The organism is Novosphingobium sp. (assembly GCF_036820275.1).
In the GTDB taxonomy this organism is placed as follows: domain Bacteria; phylum Pseudomonadota; class Alphaproteobacteria; order Sphingomonadales; family Sphingomonadaceae; genus Novosphingobium.
Genome location: NZ_DAISLT010000032.1, coordinates 48487 through 71226 on the forward strand (window position 1 = coordinate 48487; position 22740 = coordinate 71226).

General features: G+C 63.9%; 20 protein-coding genes. 7 read left to right on the forward strand and 13 right to left on the reverse strand.

The features are described 5' to 3' along the window. Positions 1 to 18: 18 nt before the first annotated feature. The gene (locus tag V7066_RS20820) at positions 19 to 333 is read right to left on the reverse strand and encodes a PepSY domain-containing protein (protein ID WP_334184902.1); all 315 of its coding nucleotides are present in this window, start codon (positions 331 to 333) and stop codon (positions 19 to 21) included. A 151-nt stretch (positions 334 to 484) separates the two neighbouring features. On the opposite strand from V7066_RS20820, the gene V7066_RS20825 reads away from it, so the two are divergent. The 3 genes from V7066_RS20825 to V7066_RS20835 are packed head-to-tail and all read left to right on the forward strand — an operon-like array spanning position 485 to position 3125. Beyond that, positions 485 to 1159 carry a response regulator transcription factor gene (locus V7066_RS20825; RefSeq protein ID WP_334184903.1) on the forward strand — a complete coding sequence of 225 codons (675 nt, stop codon included), beginning with the start codon at positions 485 to 487 and terminating at the stop codon, positions 1157 to 1159. Next, on the forward strand, positions 1149 to 2576 hold the full coding sequence (locus V7066_RS20830) for a sensor histidine kinase (protein WP_334184904.1): 1428 nt from the start codon (positions 1149 to 1151) through the stop codon (positions 2574 to 2576). Before V7066_RS20825 ends, V7066_RS20830 begins: the two co-directional genes overlap by 11 nt. A gap of 39 nt (positions 2577 to 2615) precedes the next feature. Further along, on the forward strand, positions 2616 to 3125 hold the full coding sequence (locus V7066_RS20835; protein WP_334184905.1) for a DUF2141 domain-containing protein: 510 nt from the start codon (positions 2616 to 2618) through the stop codon (positions 3123 to 3125). Here the strand turns inward: V7066_RS20835 and V7066_RS20840 are convergent. Both V7066_RS20840 and V7066_RS20845 read right to left on the reverse strand, forming a co-directional pair. Continuing rightward, a complete protein-coding gene (locus V7066_RS20840) occupies positions 3109 to 4566 on the reverse strand; it encodes a sensor histidine kinase (protein WP_334184906.1) in 1458 nt (485 codons plus the stop codon). The two genes, V7066_RS20835 and V7066_RS20840, sit on opposite strands and share 17 nt — an antisense overlap. Then, on the reverse strand, positions 4556 to 5302 hold the full coding sequence (locus tag V7066_RS20845; RefSeq protein ID WP_334184907.1) for a response regulator transcription factor: 747 nt from the start codon (positions 5300 to 5302) through the stop codon (positions 4556 to 4558). The genes V7066_RS20840 and V7066_RS20845 overlap by 11 nt, the downstream gene beginning before the upstream one ends. Positions 5303 to 5427: 125 nt before the next feature. Between V7066_RS20845 and V7066_RS20850 the strand changes: the two genes are divergently transcribed. Further along, positions 5428 to 7641, forward strand: coding sequence for a TonB-dependent receptor (locus tag V7066_RS20850; protein ID WP_334184908.1), 2214 nt, complete (start codon positions 5428 to 5430; stop codon positions 7639 to 7641). An 81-nt stretch (positions 7642 to 7722) separates the two neighbouring features. Continuing rightward, positions 7723 to 8619: a glucosamine inositolphosphorylceramide transferase family protein gene (locus tag V7066_RS20855; protein ID WP_334184909.1), complete on the forward strand. Its 897-nt coding sequence runs from the start codon at positions 7723 to 7725 to the stop codon at positions 8617 to 8619. Here V7066_RS20855 and V7066_RS20860 read toward each other — a convergent pair. The 10 genes from V7066_RS20860 to V7066_RS20905 form a co-directional block, all read right to left on the reverse strand. Continuing rightward, complete coding sequence (locus V7066_RS20860; protein ID WP_334184910.1) at positions 8594 to 9673, reverse strand: glycosyltransferase family 4 protein; 1080 nt, start codon at positions 9671 to 9673, stop codon at positions 8594 to 8596. The two genes, V7066_RS20855 and V7066_RS20860, sit on opposite strands and share 26 nt — an antisense overlap. Before the next feature lie 5 nt (positions 9674 to 9678). Then, positions 9679 to 10983 carry a lipopolysaccharide biosynthesis protein gene (locus V7066_RS20865; protein ID WP_334184911.1) on the reverse strand — a complete coding sequence of 435 codons (1305 nt, stop codon included), beginning with the start codon at positions 10981 to 10983 and terminating at the stop codon, positions 9679 to 9681. 56 nt (positions 10984 to 11039) lie between these two features. After that, the gene (locus V7066_RS20870; protein ID WP_334184912.1) at positions 11040 to 12233 is read right to left on the reverse strand and encodes a hypothetical protein; all 1194 of its coding nucleotides are present in this window, start codon (positions 12231 to 12233) and stop codon (positions 11040 to 11042) included. Between the two features lie 99 nt (positions 12234 to 12332). Then, positions 12333 to 13511 carry a glycosyltransferase gene (locus tag V7066_RS20875; RefSeq protein ID WP_334184913.1) on the reverse strand — a complete coding sequence of 393 codons (1179 nt, stop codon included), beginning with the start codon at positions 13509 to 13511 and terminating at the stop codon, positions 12333 to 12335. Between the two features lie 5 nt (positions 13512 to 13516). After that, positions 13517 to 14488, reverse strand: coding sequence for a hypothetical protein (locus V7066_RS20880; RefSeq protein ID WP_334184914.1), 972 nt, complete (start codon positions 14486 to 14488; stop codon positions 13517 to 13519). 42 nt (positions 14489 to 14530) lie between these two features. Next, the gene (locus V7066_RS20885) at positions 14531 to 15694 is read right to left on the reverse strand and encodes a glycosyltransferase (protein WP_334184915.1); all 1164 of its coding nucleotides are present in this window, start codon (positions 15692 to 15694) and stop codon (positions 14531 to 14533) included. Between the two features lie 53 nt (positions 15695 to 15747). Next, the gene (locus V7066_RS20890; RefSeq protein ID WP_334184916.1) at positions 15748 to 16494 is read right to left on the reverse strand and encodes a polysaccharide deacetylase family protein; all 747 of its coding nucleotides are present in this window, start codon (positions 16492 to 16494) and stop codon (positions 15748 to 15750) included. Beyond that, positions 16481 to 18865, reverse strand: a complete 2385-nt coding sequence (locus tag V7066_RS20895) for a TonB-dependent receptor (RefSeq protein ID WP_334184917.1) — start codon at positions 18863 to 18865, stop codon at positions 16481 to 16483. Before V7066_RS20895 ends, V7066_RS20890 begins: the two co-directional genes overlap by 14 nt. Next, positions 18843 to 19805 carry a FecR family protein gene (locus tag V7066_RS20900; RefSeq protein WP_334184918.1) on the reverse strand — a complete coding sequence of 321 codons (963 nt, stop codon included), beginning with the start codon at positions 19803 to 19805 and terminating at the stop codon, positions 18843 to 18845. Before V7066_RS20900 ends, V7066_RS20895 begins: the two co-directional genes overlap by 23 nt. Beyond that, positions 19792 to 20373 carry an RNA polymerase sigma factor gene (locus V7066_RS20905; protein WP_334184919.1) on the reverse strand — a complete coding sequence of 194 codons (582 nt, stop codon included), beginning with the start codon at positions 20371 to 20373 and terminating at the stop codon, positions 19792 to 19794. The genes V7066_RS20900 and V7066_RS20905 overlap by 14 nt, the downstream gene beginning before the upstream one ends. A gap of 385 nt (positions 20374 to 20758) precedes the next feature. Between V7066_RS20905 and V7066_RS20910 the strand changes: the two genes are divergently transcribed. Continuing rightward, on the forward strand, positions 20759 to 21781 hold the full coding sequence (locus V7066_RS20910) for an endonuclease/exonuclease/phosphatase family protein (protein ID WP_334184920.1): 1023 nt from the start codon (positions 20759 to 20761) through the stop codon (positions 21779 to 21781). A gap of 408 nt (positions 21782 to 22189) precedes the next feature. Then, the gene (locus V7066_RS20915; RefSeq protein WP_334184921.1) at positions 22190 to 22717 is read left to right on the forward strand and encodes a response regulator transcription factor; all 528 of its coding nucleotides are present in this window, start codon (positions 22190 to 22192) and stop codon (positions 22715 to 22717) included. Positions 22718 to 22740 lie beyond the last annotated feature (23 nt).

Sequence of the window (22740 nt, forward strand, 5' to 3'; positions counted from 1 at the left end):
CCGGGGAGCGGCGATGAATTAGGCAGCGGTATCCGTGAGCGGCCCGTTTTCGAGCACCGAACCGCTGATCGCATCCACTCCGACCTCGAAGGCGCCGTGGCGTGTCAGGATGTCGAAGGAGTAACGCAGGCCGCTCCCGCCACTTTCCTTTTCAAGCTCCTGCGCGGTGATCGTACCGGCATGCTGCCGAAGCGCGATCGTACGCGCCGCCAGCAGGTCGATCTTCGCATCATGCGCATAAGGGCTCTGGTCCAGCTCGACAGCCAGGGCCGGAACAGGGGATGCCAGCGACACACAGAGCAGCGAAAGTCCAAGAACGGCCAGAGCTTTCATGAGAGACACTCCACAGGTTTCGAGAGACCTCTAGCGGATGCAACCTTCGCTCAGGATTGAGCCTACATTAGGAATTCCCAACTTGTCATCAGCGATCGAGTGTGCGCCATAAGGACGGTTGAACCCGCATTGCCCCAAGGAGCCGATGCCGATGAAGATCCTCTTCCTTGAGGATGACGACGAGTTGCGAAACCATGTGGAGCGCTCGCTTCAAGCGGCCGGCCATGTGACGGACAGCTGCACTTCGGGCGCCGATGCGCTCTACCTTGCAACCACCAACCAGTACGACGTGCTGGTCCTCGACCGCATGGTGCCGGGTCTCGACGGACTCAGCGTCATGAAAGCCCTGCGCGCTGCGAATGTCCTGACGCCGATACTGCTGCTTACCGCGATGGACGGCGTCGAAGACCGCGTCGAAGGTCTCGAAGCCGGCGCCGACGACTATCTGGTGAAGCCGTTCGCGGTCTCGGAACTGGCCGCGCGCCTCAATGCGCTGCTGCGCCGCCCGCCGATGCCCGACAGCGTATCCGTGCTGCGGGCCGGTGATCTGGAGATCGATCTGATCCGGCGCACCGTCATTCGCGCAGGGCGCAAGATCGACTTGCAGGCGCAGGAGTTCAAGCTGCTGGAGTATCTGATGCGCCATGCCGGGCAACTGGTCACACGAACGATGCTCCTTGAGAACGTCTGGTCGTTTCACTTCGATCCGCGCAGCAACATCATAGAAAGCCACATGAGCCGCCTCAGGACCAAGGTCGATCGCGGCTTCGGCTGCGAACTGATCCAGACCGTGCGGGGCGCGGGATATCGCATCGATGGCGGCTGAGCCGCTCCGCCGCTCCGTTCTGCGCAGCGGAGCCTTTCGCTTCGCCGTGCTGTTCGCCGCCGTTTTCGCGATCGGATCGCTGCTCGTGCTGATTGCGGTGCAACGGCAGATCGAGGGCTATGCCGTCGCCGCCACCGACGCCAGCCTGCGGAACGAAATGAAGATCCTGCGTTCCGAATACGAGGCGCTCGGACTCGACGGCCTGACCGAGGCGATCTCCCGCCATTCGCACACCGGCAAGGATCCCCAGTTCCGCTTTCGGCTGGTGGACGGATCGGGACGCGTAATCGCCGGAGACCTGCCTGCCGACGCCACCCTCGTCGGACCTGGAATCCTCAAGGTCCGCGAGGTGAACATGGCGGTTCGCGGCGAGGCGATCGAGACCTTCAAGACCCTCGGCGCCGCCCTGCCCGGCACGTTCCACCTCGTGGTGGGCACGGACATGTTCGACGTGCGCACCGTCGTGGAACGCCTGCGGATCTTCACGCTGGCCTGCGGCATCGGCATCACCCTCTTCGCGCTCGCCGGCGGCTATTTCGTCGGCAGCCTCTTCATACGCCGCCTCAACGGCGTGAACTCCTCGGTCAACCGGATCATGGCGGGTGCCTTGGGCGAACGCATCCCGACCATCGGCCTGGGACCGGAGTTCGACGAGCTTTCGGGCAATCTCAATCTCATGCTTGACCGGATACAGGGCCTGATGGAGGGGCTGAGGCAGGTATCCACCGATATCGCGCACGACCTGCGCACGCCGCTCACCCGGCTGCGCCAGAACCTGGAAGGCCTGCGCGGCACCGATACGCTGACCGGCTACGATGCGGGGATCGAAGCGGCCCTGGAGCAGACCGACGAAATCCTGGCGATCTTCCGGGCCCTGCTCCGGATCGGAACGCTCGAAGGCGGTGCCGGTCGCAGCCGCTTTACCCGGCTGGACCTGAGCGAGATGATCGAACGTGTCGGAGGTGCCTACGAACCGGTGGCGGAAGACTCTGAACATCGCCTCGACGTAGAACTGGAACCGGGCCTCATGGTCACGGGCGACGGTGAGCTGCTGGCGCAGATGTTCACCAACCTGATCGAGAACGCCCTGGTCCATACGCCTCCCGGCACCTGCATCGTGCTGCATGCACGGCGATCCGGCGAGGGTGTCATCGCGGAAGTGCGCGACGATGGACCCGGCATCCCGGCGGAAGAGCGCGACAGGGTCTTCGTCCGCTTCTATCGCCTCGATACCAGCCGGAGCACACCCGGATCAGGACTGGGGCTATCCCTGGTCCGCGCGATCGCCAGCCTTCACCATGTCATACCCATCCTGGAAGACAACGGGCCAGGCCTGAAGATCGTCCTGAAATTTCCGCCGACTCCCCAGCCGCTTCCCCAGTCGGCTGCCGCAATCGATGCCGGGGACCGAACCTGAAGCGGATCGCTTCCCGTATTCACCGATCGGACATTTTCCATGCTCAGCCTTCCCCTGCTTTTCGCCGCCGCCCTGGTTCCTTCGACGCCCGATCTCGGCAAGGCGGAAGGGCAATGCCGGGCCGGTGAAACCGGGCCTGCTTTTCTGGTCGAGGTCGTGGGTCTCAAGGATCGGAGCGGGCGACTGAAACTGGAAGTCTATCCCGCCGACCAGACGGACTTCCTGGCCGACGACAATATTCTGGTCAGTGCCGGCAAGACCTTCCGCCGGGTGGAAGTGCCGGTTCCCGCCAGCGGCACGCCCACTCTGTGCGTGCGCCTTCCCGCGGCGGGGACCTATGCCGTGAGCCTGCTTCACGACCGGGATACGGATCGCCGGTTCAACTGGCGAATTGACGGAATCGGTTTCTCCGGTAACCCCAAGCTCGGATGGAGCAAGCCTGCCGCCGCCAAAGTGCCCACCCGTGCGGGCGATACACCCACTTCCATTCGCATCGTGCTCAATTATCGCAGTGGCCTGGGCGTCGCTCCGCTCAGACAGGAACGGTAACGGAGGCCGGAACGGCATCCTTGGCGAGCGCGGGAAGCGATACTTCGATGACAAGCCCTTCCCCGCTGCTCCGCGCGCAAACCGTACCGCCATGCGCCGCCACGATAGCCTGCACGATGCTGAGGCCCAATCCGTGCCCCGGCCGCGACCGGCCAGGGTCCAATCGCACCAGCCTGTCGAATATGCGCTGCTGGTCTTTCTCCGCCACGCCGGGTCCATCATCGGATACCGTCAGGACGATCTCCTGACCCCGTCTGCAAACAGATAGCTGGACGTTCGTATCGCGCGGCGTGTGGACCAGCGCATTGTCGAGCAGGCTGGCCACGATGCGCTGGAGCAACGCCCGATCTCCCAGAATCCAGACCTGCTCGATATCGATGAAAAGCCGGTGTCCCGAATCTTCAAAAGCGGGACGATGGGCTTCGGCAATCTGATCGGCAGCGGCTCCGAAATCGACGCGAACGAAACGTCGCTGCGCATGCCTGCCATCGATTTCCGCAAGGGAAAGCAGACCTGCAAACAGATCCGCGAGCGCATTTCCATCTTCGATTGCCGCTTCCAGCAACATGCGCTGCCTGGGATCCGTGGACATCGAAACCGAACGCTCCAACCTGGTCCTTATCCGGCTGAGCGGTGTGCGCAGGTCATGCGCCAGGCCGCTCGAAAGTTCACGCAGCCGCGTGACCAGCGCGACGATCCTGTCGAGCATGCCGTTGAGCACGGTCGCCAGTTCGTCGAATTCGTCGGAGAGGCCCTCCACCGGCATTCTCCGCGACATGTCTCCCGCCATGATCGCCTCGGCACCGCGCGACATGGCATCGAGCCGCCGCCGAACGGCGCGGCCGAAGCCGAGGATCAACACCAGGTTGACCAGGAACAGGATACCGAACGCGCCAAGAAACAGGCGCAGGAGTATCGCGTCGGTCTGGTCGACGGCAGTTCGATCCGCCGCAACCAGAAGGGAGCCGCCGCCATCAAGCCGAGAATGCAATCCCTGGGCAATGGCCTCGCGCCCGTCGAACCGCCGGAAATGGATGAATTCGCTCCACCCCAGAGGCGGCATGGCCGCGTCTAGCCGGCCTGCCCGGCGCCTGCCGCCCGCATCCGTGACGATATACCCCATCGTCCGATCAAAGCCGGGGTCGACAAGCGCCAGATGACCTGTCGGTTCCGGAGGCCTGTCGCGGTCCTTGGCGCTGACCAGATCGACCAGCGCCTCGAAGCCGTGGGCGCGCTGGAATTGCAGGAGCGTGCGGGTATCGACGGCAACCCGCTCATCGATCTGCCGCTCGACTTCCTCGTGGACGTACCAGTATGTCAGCCCCCCGAGCGCCGCCGTTATCAGGCAGGAAACGAAGGCAACTGCCAGTGCCAGCGATCTTACCGTTTTGGGATAAGGCAGGCGTCGAAGCCTTGCCCCACCCACGGCTTCACTCGGCATCGGTATTCAGGATATATCCCGATCCCCGAATGGTTCGTATCGCATTGACGGAAAAGCCTTCGTTCAGCTTCGCTCGCAGCCTGCTCATGTGGGTCTCGACGATATTCGTCTGGGGATCGAACCCGAAATTCCAGACTTTCTCCAAAAGCAACGTCCGGGTCACGACCCTGTCGGCATTGCGCATGAGATGTTCCAGAATGCTGAACTCGCGCGGTTGAAGCTCGACGGACCTGCCGCCGCGCTTCACCGTTCTGCGCAGCAGGCTCATTTCGATGCCCCCGGCGTTGAGAACCTGCTGATGGATAACCGGCGCGACGCGGCGCGACAGGGCGGTGAGGCGCGCAGCCAGTTCCGCAAAGGCAAAGGGCTTGACAAGATAGTCGTCCGCGCCCGCTTCCAGCGCCTCGACCCTGTCCTCGATCCCCGCGAGCGCGGTCAGCATGATGACGGGGGTCTGGCAGCCTTCGCGGCGCGCCTCCTGCATCACCGACAGACCATCGAGGCTCGCAACCATCCTGTCGAGAACGGCCACGTCGAATTCCTCCCCCAAAAGCATGTGCAATGCATCGTCGCCGACAGTGGCCACCGCGACGTTGTGGCCCAGTTCGCCCAGGCCATTCTCCAGGTAGGATGACAGTTCCGCATCATCTTCCAGAACAAGAACTTTCATCGCTATTGCTTGTCCTCGATTACAAAACATGGCTCGAACATTGGGGTTACATTGGGGCGGGCACAATTATTGTCCATCTTGCTTCCCCGCTCTTGGGCAAGGCATGGCCTGCCTGTATCGGCGCCGACGAGTGCGAATGGTTCTCATTATCTTTCACACTTTCCAATCGCAGGTTCAGGGGAATATTCAAGATGTCAAAACCGCTCCCGATGCGGCGTACCAAGGTTCTCGCGCTTGCCGCGAGCGCCGCCGCAGTCCTCGCCAGTTCGCAGGTTCACGCTCAGGATAACGCCCTCGGCCGCATCACGGTGATCGGCACGGCGATCAAGGACGACGAATCGCAATCCTCCTACAAGACGTCGCGCAGCACGACTGCGACGAAGACCGATACTCCGCTTCTGGATGTGCCGCAGTCGGTCAATGTCGTCACACTCAAGCAGATCCAGGACCAGGCTGCCGGCAGCATCGGCGATGCCATCCGTTACATTCCGGGCGTCTTCTCGGCTCAGGGTGAAGGCAACCGCGAGACGCTGGTGCTGCGCGGCAACTCGACCACGGGCGATTTCTTCGTCGACGGGATGCGCGACGACATCCAGACCTATCGCGACTTCTACAACATCGAGCGCCTGGAAGTCTTCAAGGGTCCGAATGCCATGATCTTCGGACGCGGCGGCGTCGGCGGCGTGGTGAACCGCGTAACCAAGGTGGCCAACGGACAACTGATCCGCGCCTTCCGCCTCGAAGGCGGCAGCTTCGATCACGTCCGCGGTCAGTTCGATCTCGGCGCACCGCTGGGTAGCGCCGTTTCGGCACGCGTGACAGGCGTGTACCAGAACAGCGACAGCTACCGGGACGGCGTGACCAACCGGCGCTGGGGCTTCAACCCGACGGTGACCTTCACCCCCGGAGCCGATACCACCGTCACCCTCGGCTACGAGCACTTCGAGGACGAGCGCGTGGCTGATCGCGGCGTATCCAGCTATCAGGGCAAGCCGCTGCGCACGCCCCGCTCCCAGTTCTTCGGCGATCCCGACCAGAGCCCCACCTGGACCAATACCGATGCCGCCTCGCTCTACGTCGAGCACAGTTTCAGCGACCGCGTCTCGCTGCGCAACCGTACGCGCTATGCCGACTACGACAAGTTCTACCAGAACGTGTTCCCGGCCGCGGTCAACACGGCGGCAGTGACCAATCCCGCCGGCCTTCCCGCCGGAACTTACGGTGCCGGTACGATCGTTGCGATCCAGGGCTATAACCAGCGCACCAATCGCAAGAACTTCATCAACCAGACCGACCTCAACGCCCAGTTCTCGACGGGATCGATCGAGCATACCTTGCTGATCGGCGGCGAGTACGGTCATCAGAAGACCGACAACTTGCGCGAAGAGGGCTTCTTCCCCACCGCGACCAATGCCCAGGGCATTCAAACCATCTACGCGACGGTGAACAATCCCACGATCTCGCGTCCCGACATGCTGTGGCGCCCGGTCGCCAGCAGCGGTGCGAACAGGGGCACCACGGAACTCTTCGCCGGCTATATCCAGGACCAGATCTCGCTCTCCAGCATGATCGACGTGATCGTCGGCGTCCGTTACGAACATCTGAAGACCCGCGTCACCGATACGCGGACCGTCGGCTTCCCGGTGGGTCAGCAGCGAGAATTCACGGCTACCGACAATCTGTGGTCGCCGCGCGCGGGGCTGATCTTCAAGCCGGTCGAGAACGCCTCGATCTATGCCAGCTATTCGCGCACCTTCCTGCCGCGCGGCGGCGATCAGCTTACCGGCCTGACGCTCAGCACCCAGAGCCTGGCGCCGGAAAAGTTCCAGAACTACGAACTGGGCGCGAAGTGGGACATCCTGCCCACGTTCAATGTCGCTGCCGCCGTGTTCCAGCTCGACCGCAGCAACGTGCTGGCGCTGAGCGATCCCAACAACCCTTCCTCCCCGACCGTGCCGATCGGCCGCCAGCGGACCAAGGGCGTGGAACTGAGCGCAACCGGCAACATCACCAGGCAGCTCAGCATGGTCGGCGCCTACACGTACTCGGACGGCACGTTCCTCGATGACGTGTCGGGCACGGTTAAGGCTGGCAATATCCTGCCGAACATGCCCAAGCATGCCGCCTCGCTCTGGACTCGCTTCGATCCCGTCGAGCAGTTCGGTGCGGCCGTGGGCATTCTATACCAAGGCAAGCGCTACGCCTCGACCGACAATGTTGTCTCGATGCCCGGCTATACGCGCGTCGATGCCGCGCTCTACTACAACCTGACCGAAACCGTCAGCGCGCAGGTGAATGTCGAGAACCTCTTCAACAAGCGCTACTTCCTCTTCGCGCACAGCAACACGAATGCCACCCCCGGCTCGCCGACGGCCTTCAAGGTGGGGCTGAACGCACGGTTCTAACCCGTACCGATCCCCGTTCCCCGGAACTTCGGTTCCGGGGAACGGCTTGACGGACCATGCGGACTGCGCCACCCGCATCCCATGCCGAGACGCAAGGATATCTGGCGCTGCGCGATCGTGACGCGGCCTCTCGACCGGGTGCTTGCGGGCGATTACGGCCCGCAGGAACTGACATGGTTCCCCGAGGAGCCCGAGTTCACCTTCCTTGCCGACCCCTTCGGCTTCGACGACGGATCCCACCTTCACGTCTTCGCCGAACAGTACGACTATCGCACCCGGCACGGCGTTATCGAAAGGCTGACTTTCGACTGCGAGCTGAGGCTCGTTGACCGACGGCTCGTTCTGGAAGAACCCTGGCACCTCTCCTACCCGCAGGTCTTCGCGGGCGAAGGCGCCGTCTGGATGCTGCCCGAGGCCCATCGGTCCGGCAAGCTCACGCTCTATCGCGGAAGCGAGGATCTGGTGCGGTGGCGTCCCGAATGCATCATCGCGCTGGACTGCGTGCCCGTCGATGCCTCGATCCTTCGCCATGAAGGGCGCTGGTGGCTGTTCTATTCCTCCGCGGAAGACCGGGAGACCAAGCAGGGCTCGCTCCACCTGGCCTGGGCGGAGTGCCTGACCGGCCCCTGGACGCCGCATCCGGCCAATCCGGTGCGCTGCGACAAGGCCTCATCCCGTCCCGGCGGCGCCCCGGCCGTGCTCGGCGGCCGGATCATGCTGCCGACGCAGGACTGCTCTCAAACCTACGGCGGCGCGATAAGGCCGCTCTGGATCGACCGCCTCGATCCGGACCACTTCGCGACTTCGTCCGGCGCTGCGCTGGCTTTTCCGCCGGGCGCTCCGGCCGGATGCGAGGGCATGCACACGCTCAACGCATGCGGCGACTTCACGCTGCTCGACGTGAAGACGATCGACCGTTCGCTGAAAGGTCTGGCGCTCGATATCCGGCGCCTTACCGGCGGATACGCTCGCAGATAACCCTGCCGGTGCGCGAGAAGGCTCGCGGGGAAAAGCGCTCCAGCATATCGGCGCGCGCCGCGCGCCCCATCTCGGGGAAACGCTCCGGATGGCTCAGAGCCTGCCTCAGACACTCCGCAAGTGCGGCCGGACTTTGCGGGGAGCAAAGCCAGCCGGTCGTGTCGGGTCTGACCGAGGCGGCCAATTCGCCCACCCTCGACGCGATGATCGGCAAGCCGGCCGTCATCGCTTCGTGACCGGCGATACAGAAGCCTTCCGAGCGGGACGGCTGAACATAGAGATGGCAGGACGCCAGGAATCGCTTCGGGTCTTCGACATATCCCGGCAAGCGAAAATCACTCAGCCCGGCGGCTCGCGCCAGGGACTGGAGACGATCCCGCTCTTCGCCTTCTCCGGCGATATCGAGCACCCAGGGCACCGGCGCGGTAAACCCGTGCTGCCGCAAGTGCGCGAGCGCCTCGATCAGCACGTCATAGCCCTTCACGGGATGCAGGCGCCCGAGGCTGCCGATGCGCAGGACCTCGCCGTCCCGGCGCGGCCGGGCGATCGGCATTGCCGGATCGACGGCATAGATCGGCCAGATCGCCAGGCGGTCTGCGGAGATGCCGATGTGCTCCTGCGCGAAGGTGGCCACCGTCTGCGAATCCGCCACCCAGAGCATCGCCCGGGATTGCAGCAGGCGTAGCAAGCGCAGGTTCCAGGGCTTGAGAAAGGCCGCATGCTGCCAGGAAACGACCGGAAGCCCCAAGGCCGGGCCGGCGAGGAGACCGAGCGAAGTCGCCCGGCTGAGCGAGGTCCAGAGATGGGTCGCGCGCCAGGCGCGAACTTCCCGCATGATCCAGCGCAAGGCGTGAAGATGATCCTTGCTCCCGCCGTCCCGCACAAGCGGGTCGAGGCCCTCGGCTTCCATGGCCGCGAGCGCCCGACCGTCACGCCGCGTGAGCGCGAAGACCCGGACTTCGGCTCCCGCCTCGGAAAGGGCCCGGGCGATGGACGGAACGGGAAGTGCAGCCCCGCCCCCTTCCACGGAGTTGATGATATAGGCAATCCGCATGGCGCTCACCGCTCCAGACTGCTGCGCCAGACCAGCAGGACGAGGAGTCCGCTGGCGACGATGCTCTGGCCCAGCGCCTGGATGCCCGCTCCCATCAATCCATAATGCGCAAGCAGCCAGGGCAGCGCGGAAAGGAAGACGAGGCTGGCGAGCAGGTTCGCGGCCATGGAACGGAACGGGTGGCCAAGCGCGGAAATCGCCGAGCTGCAAGGCGGGCCGATCAAGGCGATGGCGCGGGCCAGAACCAGCACGATCATCACGCCCGCCGCGCCCATGAAGGCCTCGCCCGCGAGCAGATGCAGGATCTGCCGCGGAAACAGCGCGACCACCGCCACCACGGGCATCGCGGCCAGAAGTCCGATACCGACGATCTTGCCCAGGATGCGGCGAAGTGCGGAACCGCCGTGTCCCTCTGCGACCACATGCGCAAGTTCGGCATAGGCGGTACTACCCAGGATCTGTGCGGGCTGGGCGATGATGACAGTGGCCCGCTGGGCGACGGAATAGAGACCGGCCATCGCCGGACCCATGACCCAACCCACGACCAGCGGCGCCACGCGCCCGGCCAGTTCGCTCAAGGTCACGTCGGCATTGCTGGCGATGAGGAACCTGAATATCCCCGGATTCTCGGCCGCGACATCGCCCTTGCCCGGCTGCCGCAAGACCTCGCCGAGATTTCGCGCGGCAAGCCAGAAACCCATCGCCCAAAGCACCGTGAATTCGGCAAGAGCCGCCACGAGCCAGGCGACGAGAAACGAGCGCAGCCCCCAGCCGCAGGCGATCACGATCAGGGCCCCGCCCAGGCGAAAGATCGGCTGCACCAGATTGTGTAGGCCCAGAAGATCGAACCGGCCGCATAGCTGGAGATAGCCCGCAGGGGTCGATCGCACGGAACCCAGAACCGCGAAGGCATAGAAGGGTGCAAAGGCCATCGCTTTGGGGGTCCAGTCGAGATGCGGCCCTACGAGCGGAACGAGCAGGACGGCGGCAAGGATGGCAAGGCCGCCGCCGATCAGTTCGACTTTGGCCCCGTATCGCAGCAACCGCGCCAGACGATGGGGTTCATCGCGGCGCTGCGCCTCTGCCCCGTAGCGAACGACCGCCTGCCAGGACGGGAATTCGACGATCCCGCATACGGTGGTGATGTAGGCATGGACGAGGACGAGCACGCCGTAGTCCGAAGGCCCGAGGAAACGGGTGGCCAGCAGAAGGTAGCCGAGGCTGACGATCCCCGCACCGGCCTTCCCGCCCAGGACCATGCCCAGCGAGACGAATATTCGCCCGACACCGCGATTGCCCTGTGCTTTCACGGATCCACCTGCTGCATCCTCGGATGAAGCGGTCGTCGGATGCCATCCCCGGGACTTCATGCCGGAACCAGCTTGAGGTGGCGGTGCGACTTCACATGTCGCTCGGCAAATCGGGAAATGGCTTCGGCAGCACGTACCGACGACGTCTTCGTGCGAAGATCGAAGCTCTGCCGGAACAGCGCTTCCTGTACGCTTCGGTACTTCAGTTCGTGAAGCTCGTCCGCCCGTGCGATGGCGCCCGGAAGCTCATCGGGGCTGGATATGACCTCGCCCGCCGTCCAGTGCAGAAAGTTGGGATTGCCCTGCCACTGGTGCCCCTGGCTATTGAGGAAAATACAGGGCCTGGGCTTCAGCAGGAACTCATAGACCTGGCTACTGGCGTCGCCGAGGTAGATATCGGCAGCCATCGTATAGGTCATGTCCGTGGAAGCGCGGCTTCCGAGGTCGATCTTGATGTTCTCGCCGCGCAGGAAGCGCTGCGGGATCGCGCCGGGTTTCTCGACGGTCAGCTTGTCGATCGTCACGACGAACTGCCGCTGGAACAGCATGACGTGGGGCGCGAAGATCAGGCCATTACGCTCGTCGGCCAGAAAGGTTTCGAACACGCCATGCCCATGCCGGAACCAGGACGACAGATGCGGCGAGCAATGCGGATTGTAGAGCACAACCTTGTCGGCGGCCGGCAGGAACCGCTTCCCGGGTGCATCCATCAACACGTCGAACTTCGGGTAGCCGACGAGGCTGATCCTGTCCGGATCGACTCCGGCCTCGACGATCAGCCGGTCGCGGATCTTGGGCCCCGAACAGAGAACATGGTCGAAGCCGGTGCTGGCCTTGTCGAAGCCGATGGCGCGATCTCCGGCTCCATGCCGGGTATGGACGATGGCCAGATCATGAAGACCGTATCGCTTCTTGAGAAGCAGGGATGTCTTCTCCGCCACCACGAGAACGTCGAGCTTCCTGAAAAAATCGAGGTTGTCGCGGTAGACGAGCAACTTGCTCGCTGGAAGCACTTTCCCGAAGATCGCGTCCATCCTTCGGGAAAAGGCCGAAGGGGCAAGTTCGACATGCTGAATGCGCGTACCGATAAGGTCGCCGCCCAGCCGGCGCACTTCCGCGGCCAGCGAAGCATTCGTCGTGGCGACGATCAGTTCACCGGAGAAGCCCTGTCCGGCCATCGCCAGGGCAATCGGAAGGCTATGGGCGACCTGATGTGTCTGGTCGTGATTGAACAGGAATCCTATGCGCATGACGCAGAGACTCCACGGGAGCATTCGACCCGCATCTGCAATTCGGAGTTTTTTCGTTCATCGCGGCCGCCGTTTTCCGGGGAAAGCCGTTTTCTCCGGTCAGGCCGCAGCCCGCATCCGCCCCAGCATCTCGTAATGGGCGAACAGACGGGCGAAGTGATCCGTGTGACTGATGACGTCGCCGGCAACATGGCTGGCGGTGCTGCCGATACTCAGGCCGCTCCGTCGTTCCAGGCAGAAGGCTGCGATCGCATCGGACGCGGCATGAACGCTGGCCGCTTCATACCGCATGCCTGCACCGTCGCGGGCATGTTCGGCGGCGCCCCCGCGATCCGGAACGATCACCGGCGTCCCGCTCGCCCTTGCCTCGGCCGCCACCATGCAGAAGGTCTCCGCCTCGCAGCCGTGGATCAGCGCATCGGCGCTCGCCAGGGTCGCGGCAAACGCCTTGCGGTCGCGAATGGGTTCGAACAGGCGGACGTGGGGATTGCCGCCGATCGCGCGCTGGATGGCCCGGCGCTCCCGGCCTTCACCGAACAGGACCAAGCCCACCGGAACCCGGCGACTGGCTGCGGCGACCGCCTCGACCACCATAGGCCACCGCTTTTCCGGAGCGAGACGCCCCGCCGCAACCAGCAACCGGGCATTCCCGTCCAGCCCGCAGGCAGAGAGCAACGTCCTTCGCAGCGCCTCGTCCCGCAGGTTCGGCGAGAACGTCTCCGCCTCGATCCCCAGCGGATGCACCGCCACACCGCGCACACCGCCCTGCCTCAACCTCTCGGCCAGGCTCCGGTTGGCACAGACCGTCACGTCATAGTGCCCGCCCAGATACCGCAAGTGGTCCCAATAGCGGTTGAACTGGCGGTCTATCCGTCTGGTCGAGAAAACCGGCCCGAACCAGCGATAGGCATAAGCCGCCAGGGGATCGGCATGCATCACGAGACTGCGCAGTGCCGTACCCTGCCACCGCGAGACCATCAGCGGGCTGCGCCAGGGCGAGGAGACTTCCACGACGTCGGGCGCCTCCGCATCGAGAATGGCGTGCAGGGCCTGTTCGTCGGCGAAGTAGCCGTACTTCCTGTCGAGAGGAAAGCGGGGCGACGGCGTCGTGACGATCCGCGCGCCCGGCCCCCTGTCTAGAACCGCGTACTCATCGCCGGGCGCGACGATCACCACCTCATGGCCGAGCTGCGATGCCAGGCGGATCTTCTGGTCGATGTAAGTCCTGACACCGCCGCCTTGCGGTGAATAGAATGCGCAAACGTCGAGAATTTTCATGGCATTCAGCTCGCAGGCATTTCCGGCTCGGTGCGCGGCGACGATCCGCCGGTCAGGCCGGTGATGTGGCGCACAAGATCGGTCAGGACGATCGCGACGCCGAGTACGACGTGGACCAGCAGGATGACCGAGGCCATCATCGTCATCAGCGCGGCGATATTGGTCTCATGACCCAGGGTGAACACCGCGAGCCCGGCGAAGGCCACGTCCTTGTTCGGCACGAAGGGAAGTCGGGACACCAGCAGCCGCAGGGTCGAAAGGAGCAGCCAGGAAGTGACCGGCACTTGCGGCAGCGCCATGTGCCAGAGCACCGCCGACAGCACGGTGGTCACGACGATCCGCAGGAGATGCGCTTCCAGGATGAACCGCAGTTCCGCGCGCGGCAGCGTGAATATCCGGCGGCGCAGGAACATGGCCGCGATGGAGGTGACCAGCACGATGCACAGCGACAGCAGGACAGAGGAGTGATCGAGACTGATATCGCTCGCCTGGATCAGCGGAACCATGGCTAGCACGAGGAGCAGGGTAACGCCGTTGCCAGCCATTGCCGACAGGATGGCCACGTCCTTGATCGCACCGAACGGCGTGGCCATCATCGTCTGGCGCCTCCGCGCCCAGGCATAGAAATAGGCCTCGCCGAGATATCCGAAGAGCAGCTCGTTGCACACGAGCTTGCGGAGCAAGGGCACGATCCCGCCGACGGGCAGGCGCCAGAGCCGCCGGAAGATGACCCATTCGCTGAACGGGCCTGCCAGATAGAACAGCGCGAAAACCACCCAGAAGGACGGGGAAGCCGGCACGAGCTGGAAGATGCGCTCCGGGTTCATGCCGTGCATGGCCAGAACGACGGCAAGCGCGACGATCACCGAAAACAGAAGGGGCAGAAGCGCCGCCATGCGCAGCCGCGAGGCCCGGTCCTGGGCACGAAGCTCAGGAAAATACGGCGCCGGGGCGTCAAGCGTTACAGTCTGGGACAAGGGACAGTCCTCGTTTCTCGAAAAAGCTGGGAGGGCCGAAGGTCAGCGAGACAGCTCGGGCAGAACTTCACGCTGGATGCGCTCGGCCTGCCGCACGGCGGCGCGCAGGACGGCGAGGTAGGCTGCCGAGGCCTGTTCCAGCGTATAGCGACCGGCATAGGAGCGCTGGAACGGCTCGGGCGCAGGAAGCGCTTCGGGATCGGCGATTGCCGCCGCCATCGCGTCCCTGTCGCCGACCGGCACCAGAATTCCTCTCGATCCGTCGCCCAGCAGGGTCGCCATGCTGCACGAACAGTCCGTCGCGATGACCGGCAATCCTGCGGCGATCGCCTCGATAACGACGGCCGGCACGCCTTCGTAATGGGAGGACAGCAAGAGGCAATCCGCCGCTTGCAGGTAGGCGTCAGGACAGGGAACATGACCGGCGAACGTCACCGTGCCCTGAAGCGCCAGGTAACGCACGGTACGCTCCAGGGCGGCGCGCTCGGAGCCGCCGCCGACGATGGTCAACCTGTCGCCCGGGCGGAAGCCGGATGCGAAAGCCAGGAGCAGCATCGTGAGGTTCTTCTGCGGCGCCAGTCGTCCGACCGCGACAAAATGCCGGGGCAGTTCCGGCTTGCGGTCCCGCGGAATGGCCAGAAGCCGCTCGAAGCGGCGGCGATCGAGGGCGGGATCGTGGATCGTGACGATACGATGCGCTCCGACGCCCATGCCCAGGGCGATCTCCTCGGCCATGGGTTCGGCAAGCGCGACGAAGCGCTCCAGCATCAGGCCGTTGACCTTGAGCCAGAGACGATAGCAGACCCTGCGGAAGTTAGACTTGTCCTTGCGAACCAGATCGTTGCTGACCTTGACGACCACCGGCGGGCAGCGATCCCCGAACAGCAGCTTCATGACCACGCAAACGACCGTGTAGGTATTGCCGGGGCAGAAGATCACGTCGGCGCGGGATTGCAGCAGATAGCGCATCATGCACCACATCATCCAGAGCGTCTCGAAAGGGCCGCTCGGTATGGGGCAGCGGGTAGTGAAGTAGTTCAACCCGCGCGGCGCGTTCTGCCGGTCCAGTCCCTCGTCGCGCCCCAGCACCACGACGATGTCGTGTCCGGACTCCTGCCAGCGCACGGCAAGATTGAGCGCCACGCGCTCGACCCCGCCCGGCTCGAAGCTATGGATGGGAAGGACGATCCTGAGGGGTTCGATCATGCCGGTATGACTCCGGCACCGCCATCGACCCGCACATGGAGGTCAGGAAAATTTCAGCGCGTCAGGTCGGCGTAGCGGGAAGGCACATGACGGCGCGAGAAGGCCGCCAATGTCCTGTCGATGCTGCGCAGGATGGAAGGCTTGGTGACATCCCCGGGATGGACAGCAATGCGCACCGTCCTCTGTCCTTGCAAGGCATGACGCGCCAGGCCCGCGAAGAACAAGGACGATGCGGTCCGCATCGTGCTCCGGCTGGCCCAGGTAATGACCGGCCCGCGCACGATCGGCGCCCGTTCGAGACCGGGGCGCCAGACGCGGAAGTGGTCTTCCACCAGGGAGAACCCGCAGTCCCCCAGCGCGGCAAGGGCGCCCGGCCCGTAAAGCCAGGCCGGCGCGATGAAGCCCGCCACGGGCACGCCGACGATATCTTCCAGCAGCGCCTTGCCGTCACGCATGCGGGCCAGCGCTTCTGCATGGGAAAGCCCGAGAAACTCGCCCTCGCCCGCGGTCATGTGGCGGGCCTTGAAACCTTCGGCGCCTGTGTGGCTGCTGTCGTCGCGGTGATACCATCCGTGCACGAACATCTCGACGCCGGATGCCGCCCAGCCGCGCAGACGGGACTGGAAGGCAGGGCTTTCGGCCAAGGGCGCCCTGCCCCAGTGATCGGGCACGACCAGCATCGCGAAACGGGCGTGGCCCAGCCTGGCTTCGAGCAGTTCGACCAGACGGTCGATCTGAGCCTCGAAACAGGGCGCGACATCGTGGATGGAGACGAGCAGGCGGCCTTCAGAACTGGGCATCGATACCGATCCTGATCGAACGGGGGCGCATCGGTGTCTGCTGCCGCCCTCCGGTTACGCTGAAAGGATTTCCGAAGGCGAAAGTATTGCCCCGGTCGTTGAGCACGTTGGCGAAATCGAGGGAAAGCCCCCAACGCTCGAAGCCCAGCCGCCCGCCCATGGAAAGATCGTAGTAGCGCCCCTGGCCAAGCGCGAACGGCGCGAGGATGGCCAGCTTCGAGTGCCCGACGTAGCGCAGCGCCGTGTCCAGGGTCAGGTTGGCGCGGCCGACGGCATGCGTGAACTTGGCGGCGGTCCGCCAGCCCTCGTCCGCGACGTTCGGCAGATCGCGATCTTCCGTATTGTCGAAACCGGGCGCCGGATGCGACAGGCTGCTGGAATTGAGAAAACCTGCCGCTTCCAGCGACAGGCCGTCGATCGGTCTCCAGGCCAGTGTCGCGGCGACGTTGCGGACCCGTCCCGAGCCGATATTCGCGACGTAGGGCAGGCCGTCGGTCGCCACGAGGTCGGCCTGGATGTCGCGCCAGCGGGCTACCGAAGCGGCCAGACTGCCGGAAAGTCGCGCGCCCTTGTCCATGCCGAAACGCAGGCCCAACTCTGCCGTCTGGATGCGGTCCGACGCGAAGCGATCGGCGGTGGGATCGGTGGTAGAACCCGCGACTTGCAGTCCGCCCGGTCTATACCCTTCCTGGAAGCGCGCGTAGACGAGGATCCCCGCGCCGGGTTTCCAGGACAGGGCGGCGGATGGCAGGAAGCGCTTCTGCCGGCGGACGGGCTCGAAATCGGCGCCACCAGCATCTTGGGAATCGCCCTGGAACTCGCTCGTCTGGCGAACGTAGCTGAAGCGGCCGCCCACTGTCAGGGTAACGTCGGTGCGAAGGGGAATGCCCGCCTCACCGAACAGCGCCGCGTCCAGAGTGGTGTTGGCCACATTGGAGATCTGCGCGAGAGCATCGGGGGGCCCAAGGCTGCGAACCCCGCGATCGATGTTCTGGACAAGGCTGATCCCGCCCAGCCATGTTCCCTGGTTCCCCCAACTGCCGTTCACCCGGGTTTCGTGAGAGAGCAGCTTTACGGTCTCATCCTCCCGGTACTCCCGCACAGCCGTCGATGGGGAAAGCATCGCATCGAAAACGGAATCGATGCGGTGGTGGGCGTAATCGGTCGATGAGACGAGTTGCATGGTGCCCCAGTCCCGCGAGACCGTCAGGCCGATCAGCCGGTAGTCGTTGTCGAACGGCTGGGCGATGGCGGAGGAGCGGACGAGGTCCGGCTCGCCGCGCAGGGTATACTGGCCGTCGCGGGAATCGAGATCCTGGGCGGTCGCCGTGAGATCGACGGTCCATGACGGGTCCGGCTGCCAGCGAAGCGCCGCGCGCAGGCCGGATACGACATTGCGATTGATGTCGCTGAGGCCGCGCCCCGCATCGTCGATATAGCCGCCCTCCACGCTATGATAGACCACCACGCGAAGCGCGAGACGATCCGCCACCAGCGGCAGATTGCCGACGAGCACGCCATCGCCCCCAGGGGCGCCGTCCTGCGTGAAACGCAGGCCGAAGGCACCGTCCAGCGTCGTCGCCGACAGGTTCGGCGGCGTGGGCACGAGCCGGATGATTCCGCCGAGCGTACCGGCACCGTAGAGCGTGCCTTGCGGCCCTTCCAACACTTCGACCCGGGCTATGTCATGAAGCGCCAGATCGGGATCGGGCGCGCTGTAGATCAGGCGCATGTCGCCTAGATACTGGCTGATCGTGGCCTGGCTGGTTCCGTTGAAGCTGCTGTCCGCAATCCCCCGGATGAAGATCTTGTTGCGACCGGGGCCAAGGTTGGTCGAGGACAGTTCGGGCAACTTGCCCAGGATATAGCCTGTTCCCCGCGCGCCAGCTCTGACCAGTTCTTCCCGCTCGGGCACGACGACGGCCAGACTGGCCGGATAGTCGGCCAGACCAAGCCTCTGCTTGGTTGCGGTCACCACGATGTCCGGCCCGACCGTCTCGGTAATCGGTTTCGGCGGTGCGATCCTGGAAGGACGCGGCGGCGAGACCGCGCGCAACCTTACAAGGCGGACGGTCCGCGCATCCACCATGCGGAAATCGTAGCCGGACCCCGCCAGCACTCGGCGCAATGCCTCGGCCACGTCGTAACGTCCGGCAACGCCGCGGGTCGTCAGGCGTCCGAGAGCCGGATCACCCAGAGCGATCGAAACGCCCGCCTGCTCGGCCAACACGAGCAGGGCATCGGACAGCCTTCCGGCAGGCACCGAGAATGCGATTTTTCGCTGCGACTGGGCGCCTGCCGCTTCCGGTACATTCAATGCGACCGCGAAGAGCGCGGGAACAATCAGGCTAACGTGTGATCGACCAACCATCGGAGGTTTCGATTACCTTTGCATCGATCAGGATTGCGAGACGCTTGCGCAAGGCCGCATCATCCCCGTCCAACTGTATGACACCTGTGAATCTGGCCTTCGATAGTTCCGGACCCAGTTCGATGGCAATACCTCTCGCTCTTGTAATATCGCCTGCGACATTGATCAGGGGAACGTCGCGGTAGACCAGCTTGCCCCGCGTCCAGGCGCCGATGTCGGAAACGGCCTTGTTGCCTTCCTCCAGCGTGTCGCCGTGCACGGCCAGTGTGTCGCCGGCATTGAGCCGAAGCCGCGTCATGCCGTCCTCGAAGCGAACCGCTCCTTCGGCCACTTCGACCTCTACGCCTCGTCCGTTGGAGCGGACGTTGAACACCGTGCCGACATCCACGATCCGCTGCGATCCGACGGTCAACGTGAAGGGCCTGCCCGCATCATGGCGCACCGAAAACTGCGCTTCGCCCGACTTGAGTTCCGCAACGCGCGGATCGGACTTGCTGAGAACGACCTGGGTGCCGCCGTTGAGCATGATCCTGCTGCCGTCCGAAAGCGCCATTGTCCTGGCCTCCCCCGGCGCGGTCGACACTACATAGGACTGTTCCCGTCCGGCCATCACGGCCCAGGTTCCAGTGGCGGCAAGCGCAACGCTCGCGGCCATCGCAGGCCACATCCAGCGCCGCTGCCGAGCCGGACGGATGGGCGTGACGAGCTGCATGGACGGCACCTGATCGCGATCGGCTTCGTCCGCCTCCTGCCGAGCCAAGGCCATGGCGGGTTCAAGCCCGAGATCCGCATCGCAGACCTCTTCGTAAGCGGTGTTGTTGCGCGCGTCCGCTTCCAGCCATTCGGCGAACTCAATCCAGTCGCTCTCGCTCGCATCCGCAAGTCGCACGAGCCAGGCAACCGCCTGGTCGTGAGCGCTTCCCTCTTCAAGACGAACCATCGGTCCCTCCTGTTCCATCGGCTTCACCGGGCATTCGTTCCAATTGCGTACGCACCTCGAGCAGAGCGCGATAGGCGCGCTGGAGGTGCTTTTCCACAGCGCTCAGGCTGATATCGAGTTCCTCGGCAATGGATTTCTGGGACCTGCCCTCAATCCTGAACTGACGAAACGCATAAGCCGTCCGTTCGGGCAGTTCCGCCAGTCGGCTTTCGACACGCATCAACTGATCGCGGGCGACCAAGGCGGCCTCGGCGCTGGGCGAGGTATCTGCCTGTTCGCCACCGTCGTCCGCGCCGTGCCATTCGGCTTCCCTGACAAGCCGGCGCGTTTCGGTGCGCCGCCTTGTATGCGCCATATTGTTCAAAATCTGGTAGAGATAAGCCCGCGGCGATCGGATCGGCCCGGAAACGCTCGCTTCCAGACGGATATAGAGATCCTGCAGGAGGTCTTCCGCATCGGCCTCACTCATCCGCCGCGCCAACAGGAAACGGCGAAGCTCGCCGCGCATGGCAAGACATATCTGCCGCAATCCTCCGTCCGCCGGCACTTCCTGACCGAGCGACGTCATGGCACGTCCTCCCTGCGCAAACGGTCTATCCTCCATCATGTAGAGCAAATGCTCGAAGGATCTGCCAGAGTTCATTATCGCAGACCTCAAAATTCCAGAACCGGTACGCCACCGGTATTGCGGCGCAGACTCAGGGCCTGGCAGTCGCCGGGAAAGGTTTCCGGCATTTCCTGCCAGGCTTCGAACCTCGAAGGGACAGCGGCAACAAGCGCGCAGGCCCGTCCCGTCATTTTGAATAGCCACATGGAAGTCGCTCCCTTCGCGTCTCAACCTCTGAGACGTCCAAGAGACTCCGGGCCAGCCCCCAACCCGCACCTGCAAAAATTCGATGCGGAAATTTTGTCCCTGCGGAGTCTAGACGGCATCGCAATTGGAGTGCGCGCGGGTGAAAAAAGTTGGAGTTCTTGCAGTCGTCCTGCTGACAGGCCTTGTTTCCGTCACCGTATCCCGCCCCCTGCCCGCCGCCGTTACGGAAGAAATCGGGGAAGCGCCGGTGCTGCCGCACGAGGGACTCTCGGTCATGACCTACAATGTGAAGGGACTGCCCTTTCCCGCCGCATTGGGCCGCGCCTCGGCCATGAGCGAGATAGGCCAGCGGCTCCGCGCCTTGCGGCAACGCGGGCGCCAGCCGGACGTGATCGCGCTTCAGGAAGCCTTCATTCCCGAGGCCAAGGCGATCGCGAGACAGGCGGGCTATCGGTATGTCGCGACGGGACCCGATGCTTCGGATGTACGGGCTCTTGCGAAACAGGCTGCCGGACAGCCTGCCTATGCACCGCTCGCCCATCCATCGTGGATCAAGGGGGAGACCGAAGGAAAGTGGATCGACAGCGGCCTCGTCATCATGTCCGACTATCCGATCGTGGCGAGCCGCAAGATGGCCTACCCGGGGCAAGTCTGCGCAGGCTACGACTGTCTTGCCGCGAAGGGCGTCCTGCTTGCCTGGATCAGGCTGCCGGGGCATGCGCAGCCGATCGCGATCGCGGACACCCACCTCAACTCCCGGAGCGCTTCGGGCGTATCCGTAGAGAAGGCGAACGCCGCCTATCGACTGCAGTTGAACTTGGCCCGCGCCTTCCTCCGCAGCCATGTTTCTTCCCGCACCAGCCTGATCTTTGCGGGCGACTTCAACGTCGGTCACGATCCAGATCGCATCGCCGCCGCCAACGCCCTGGTGGGCCGGAGCGCGGGCGCTGCGGAAGCCTCGGCCCAGGGCATCGCCGGGGCGCCGATCGCTTCACCGGATCTGGCCGCAGTCGCCAGGCGCGCGAAGGACAAGCAGTATTTCCGCGCAGGAACCGGGGAGACGCTCACCATGAAGACGCTGGAAGTGCCGTTCGGTTTGGAAAACGGTGGCTCGGCGCTATCTGACCACCTCGGCTATGTGGCTCGCTACAGGATGGATTGAACACTCCGAAAACCGGAGTGGCCCTACCTCATCAGACGTCACAAAGAACCAGTTGCGAACTCCTCGCATTTTCACATTAACAGACCCGACGACGCTGCTTCATCACGACACTTCATCTTTCTCAAAAGATTAAAGTGTTGCCACCACCCGTTGAACCCACCGTCGATCGCAGCTGCTATGAATAGCCGGCTCCGGCCGTAAGCGGAAACATAGTCCGACACCGAACTGCCATCGATCAGTCATTAAATATGACTAATGGGCATTCGCCCATCGGCCGCTGTCATACACCATTCGCACAGAAAACTGGCGTCGCGACGCGTTTCACCAACAGTCTTGGCAATGGTTTGGGTCCTGAGTGAAGGTCAAATGCTGTCGCGAACCCATCCTGCCCCGATCTGGGGTGCTATCGTGAATATTCTGCTCGTCGAAGACGACGCGTATCTATCGGGCTACCTTGCAACCGAACTGCGGACGAGTGGCCATGAGGTCACCACGGCGCATGATGGCCATGTGGCATTGCAATTGGTGTTGGACCACCAGTTTGAGGCGGTGGTCCTCGATCGTATGTTGCCGCAGGTAGACGGGCTGACAGTAGTCCGACGGCTGCGGGCGGACGGGATCACTATACCGGTGGTCATGCTAACCGCACTCGGTCAGCTTTGTGATCGGGTGGATGGATTGGATGGCGGAGCCGATGACTACATCGTCAAACCCGTCGATGTGGATGAACTCCATGCGCGCCTCAATGCCTTGGTGCGCGGACGCAGTTGGACGATTTCTGATAATGACACCGTATCCGCAAAGGAGATCATCATCAGTCCAAAGCGGTTGCGCGCCTGGTATCGAGGGGTGGCGCTGGACTTGCCCAAGATGGAGTTCAATCTGCTTTCAGAATTGGTCCGTAATGAACCGCACCGGGATTGCCGGAGGCCCTAACTCTTGAGAGGAAGGGTATACGA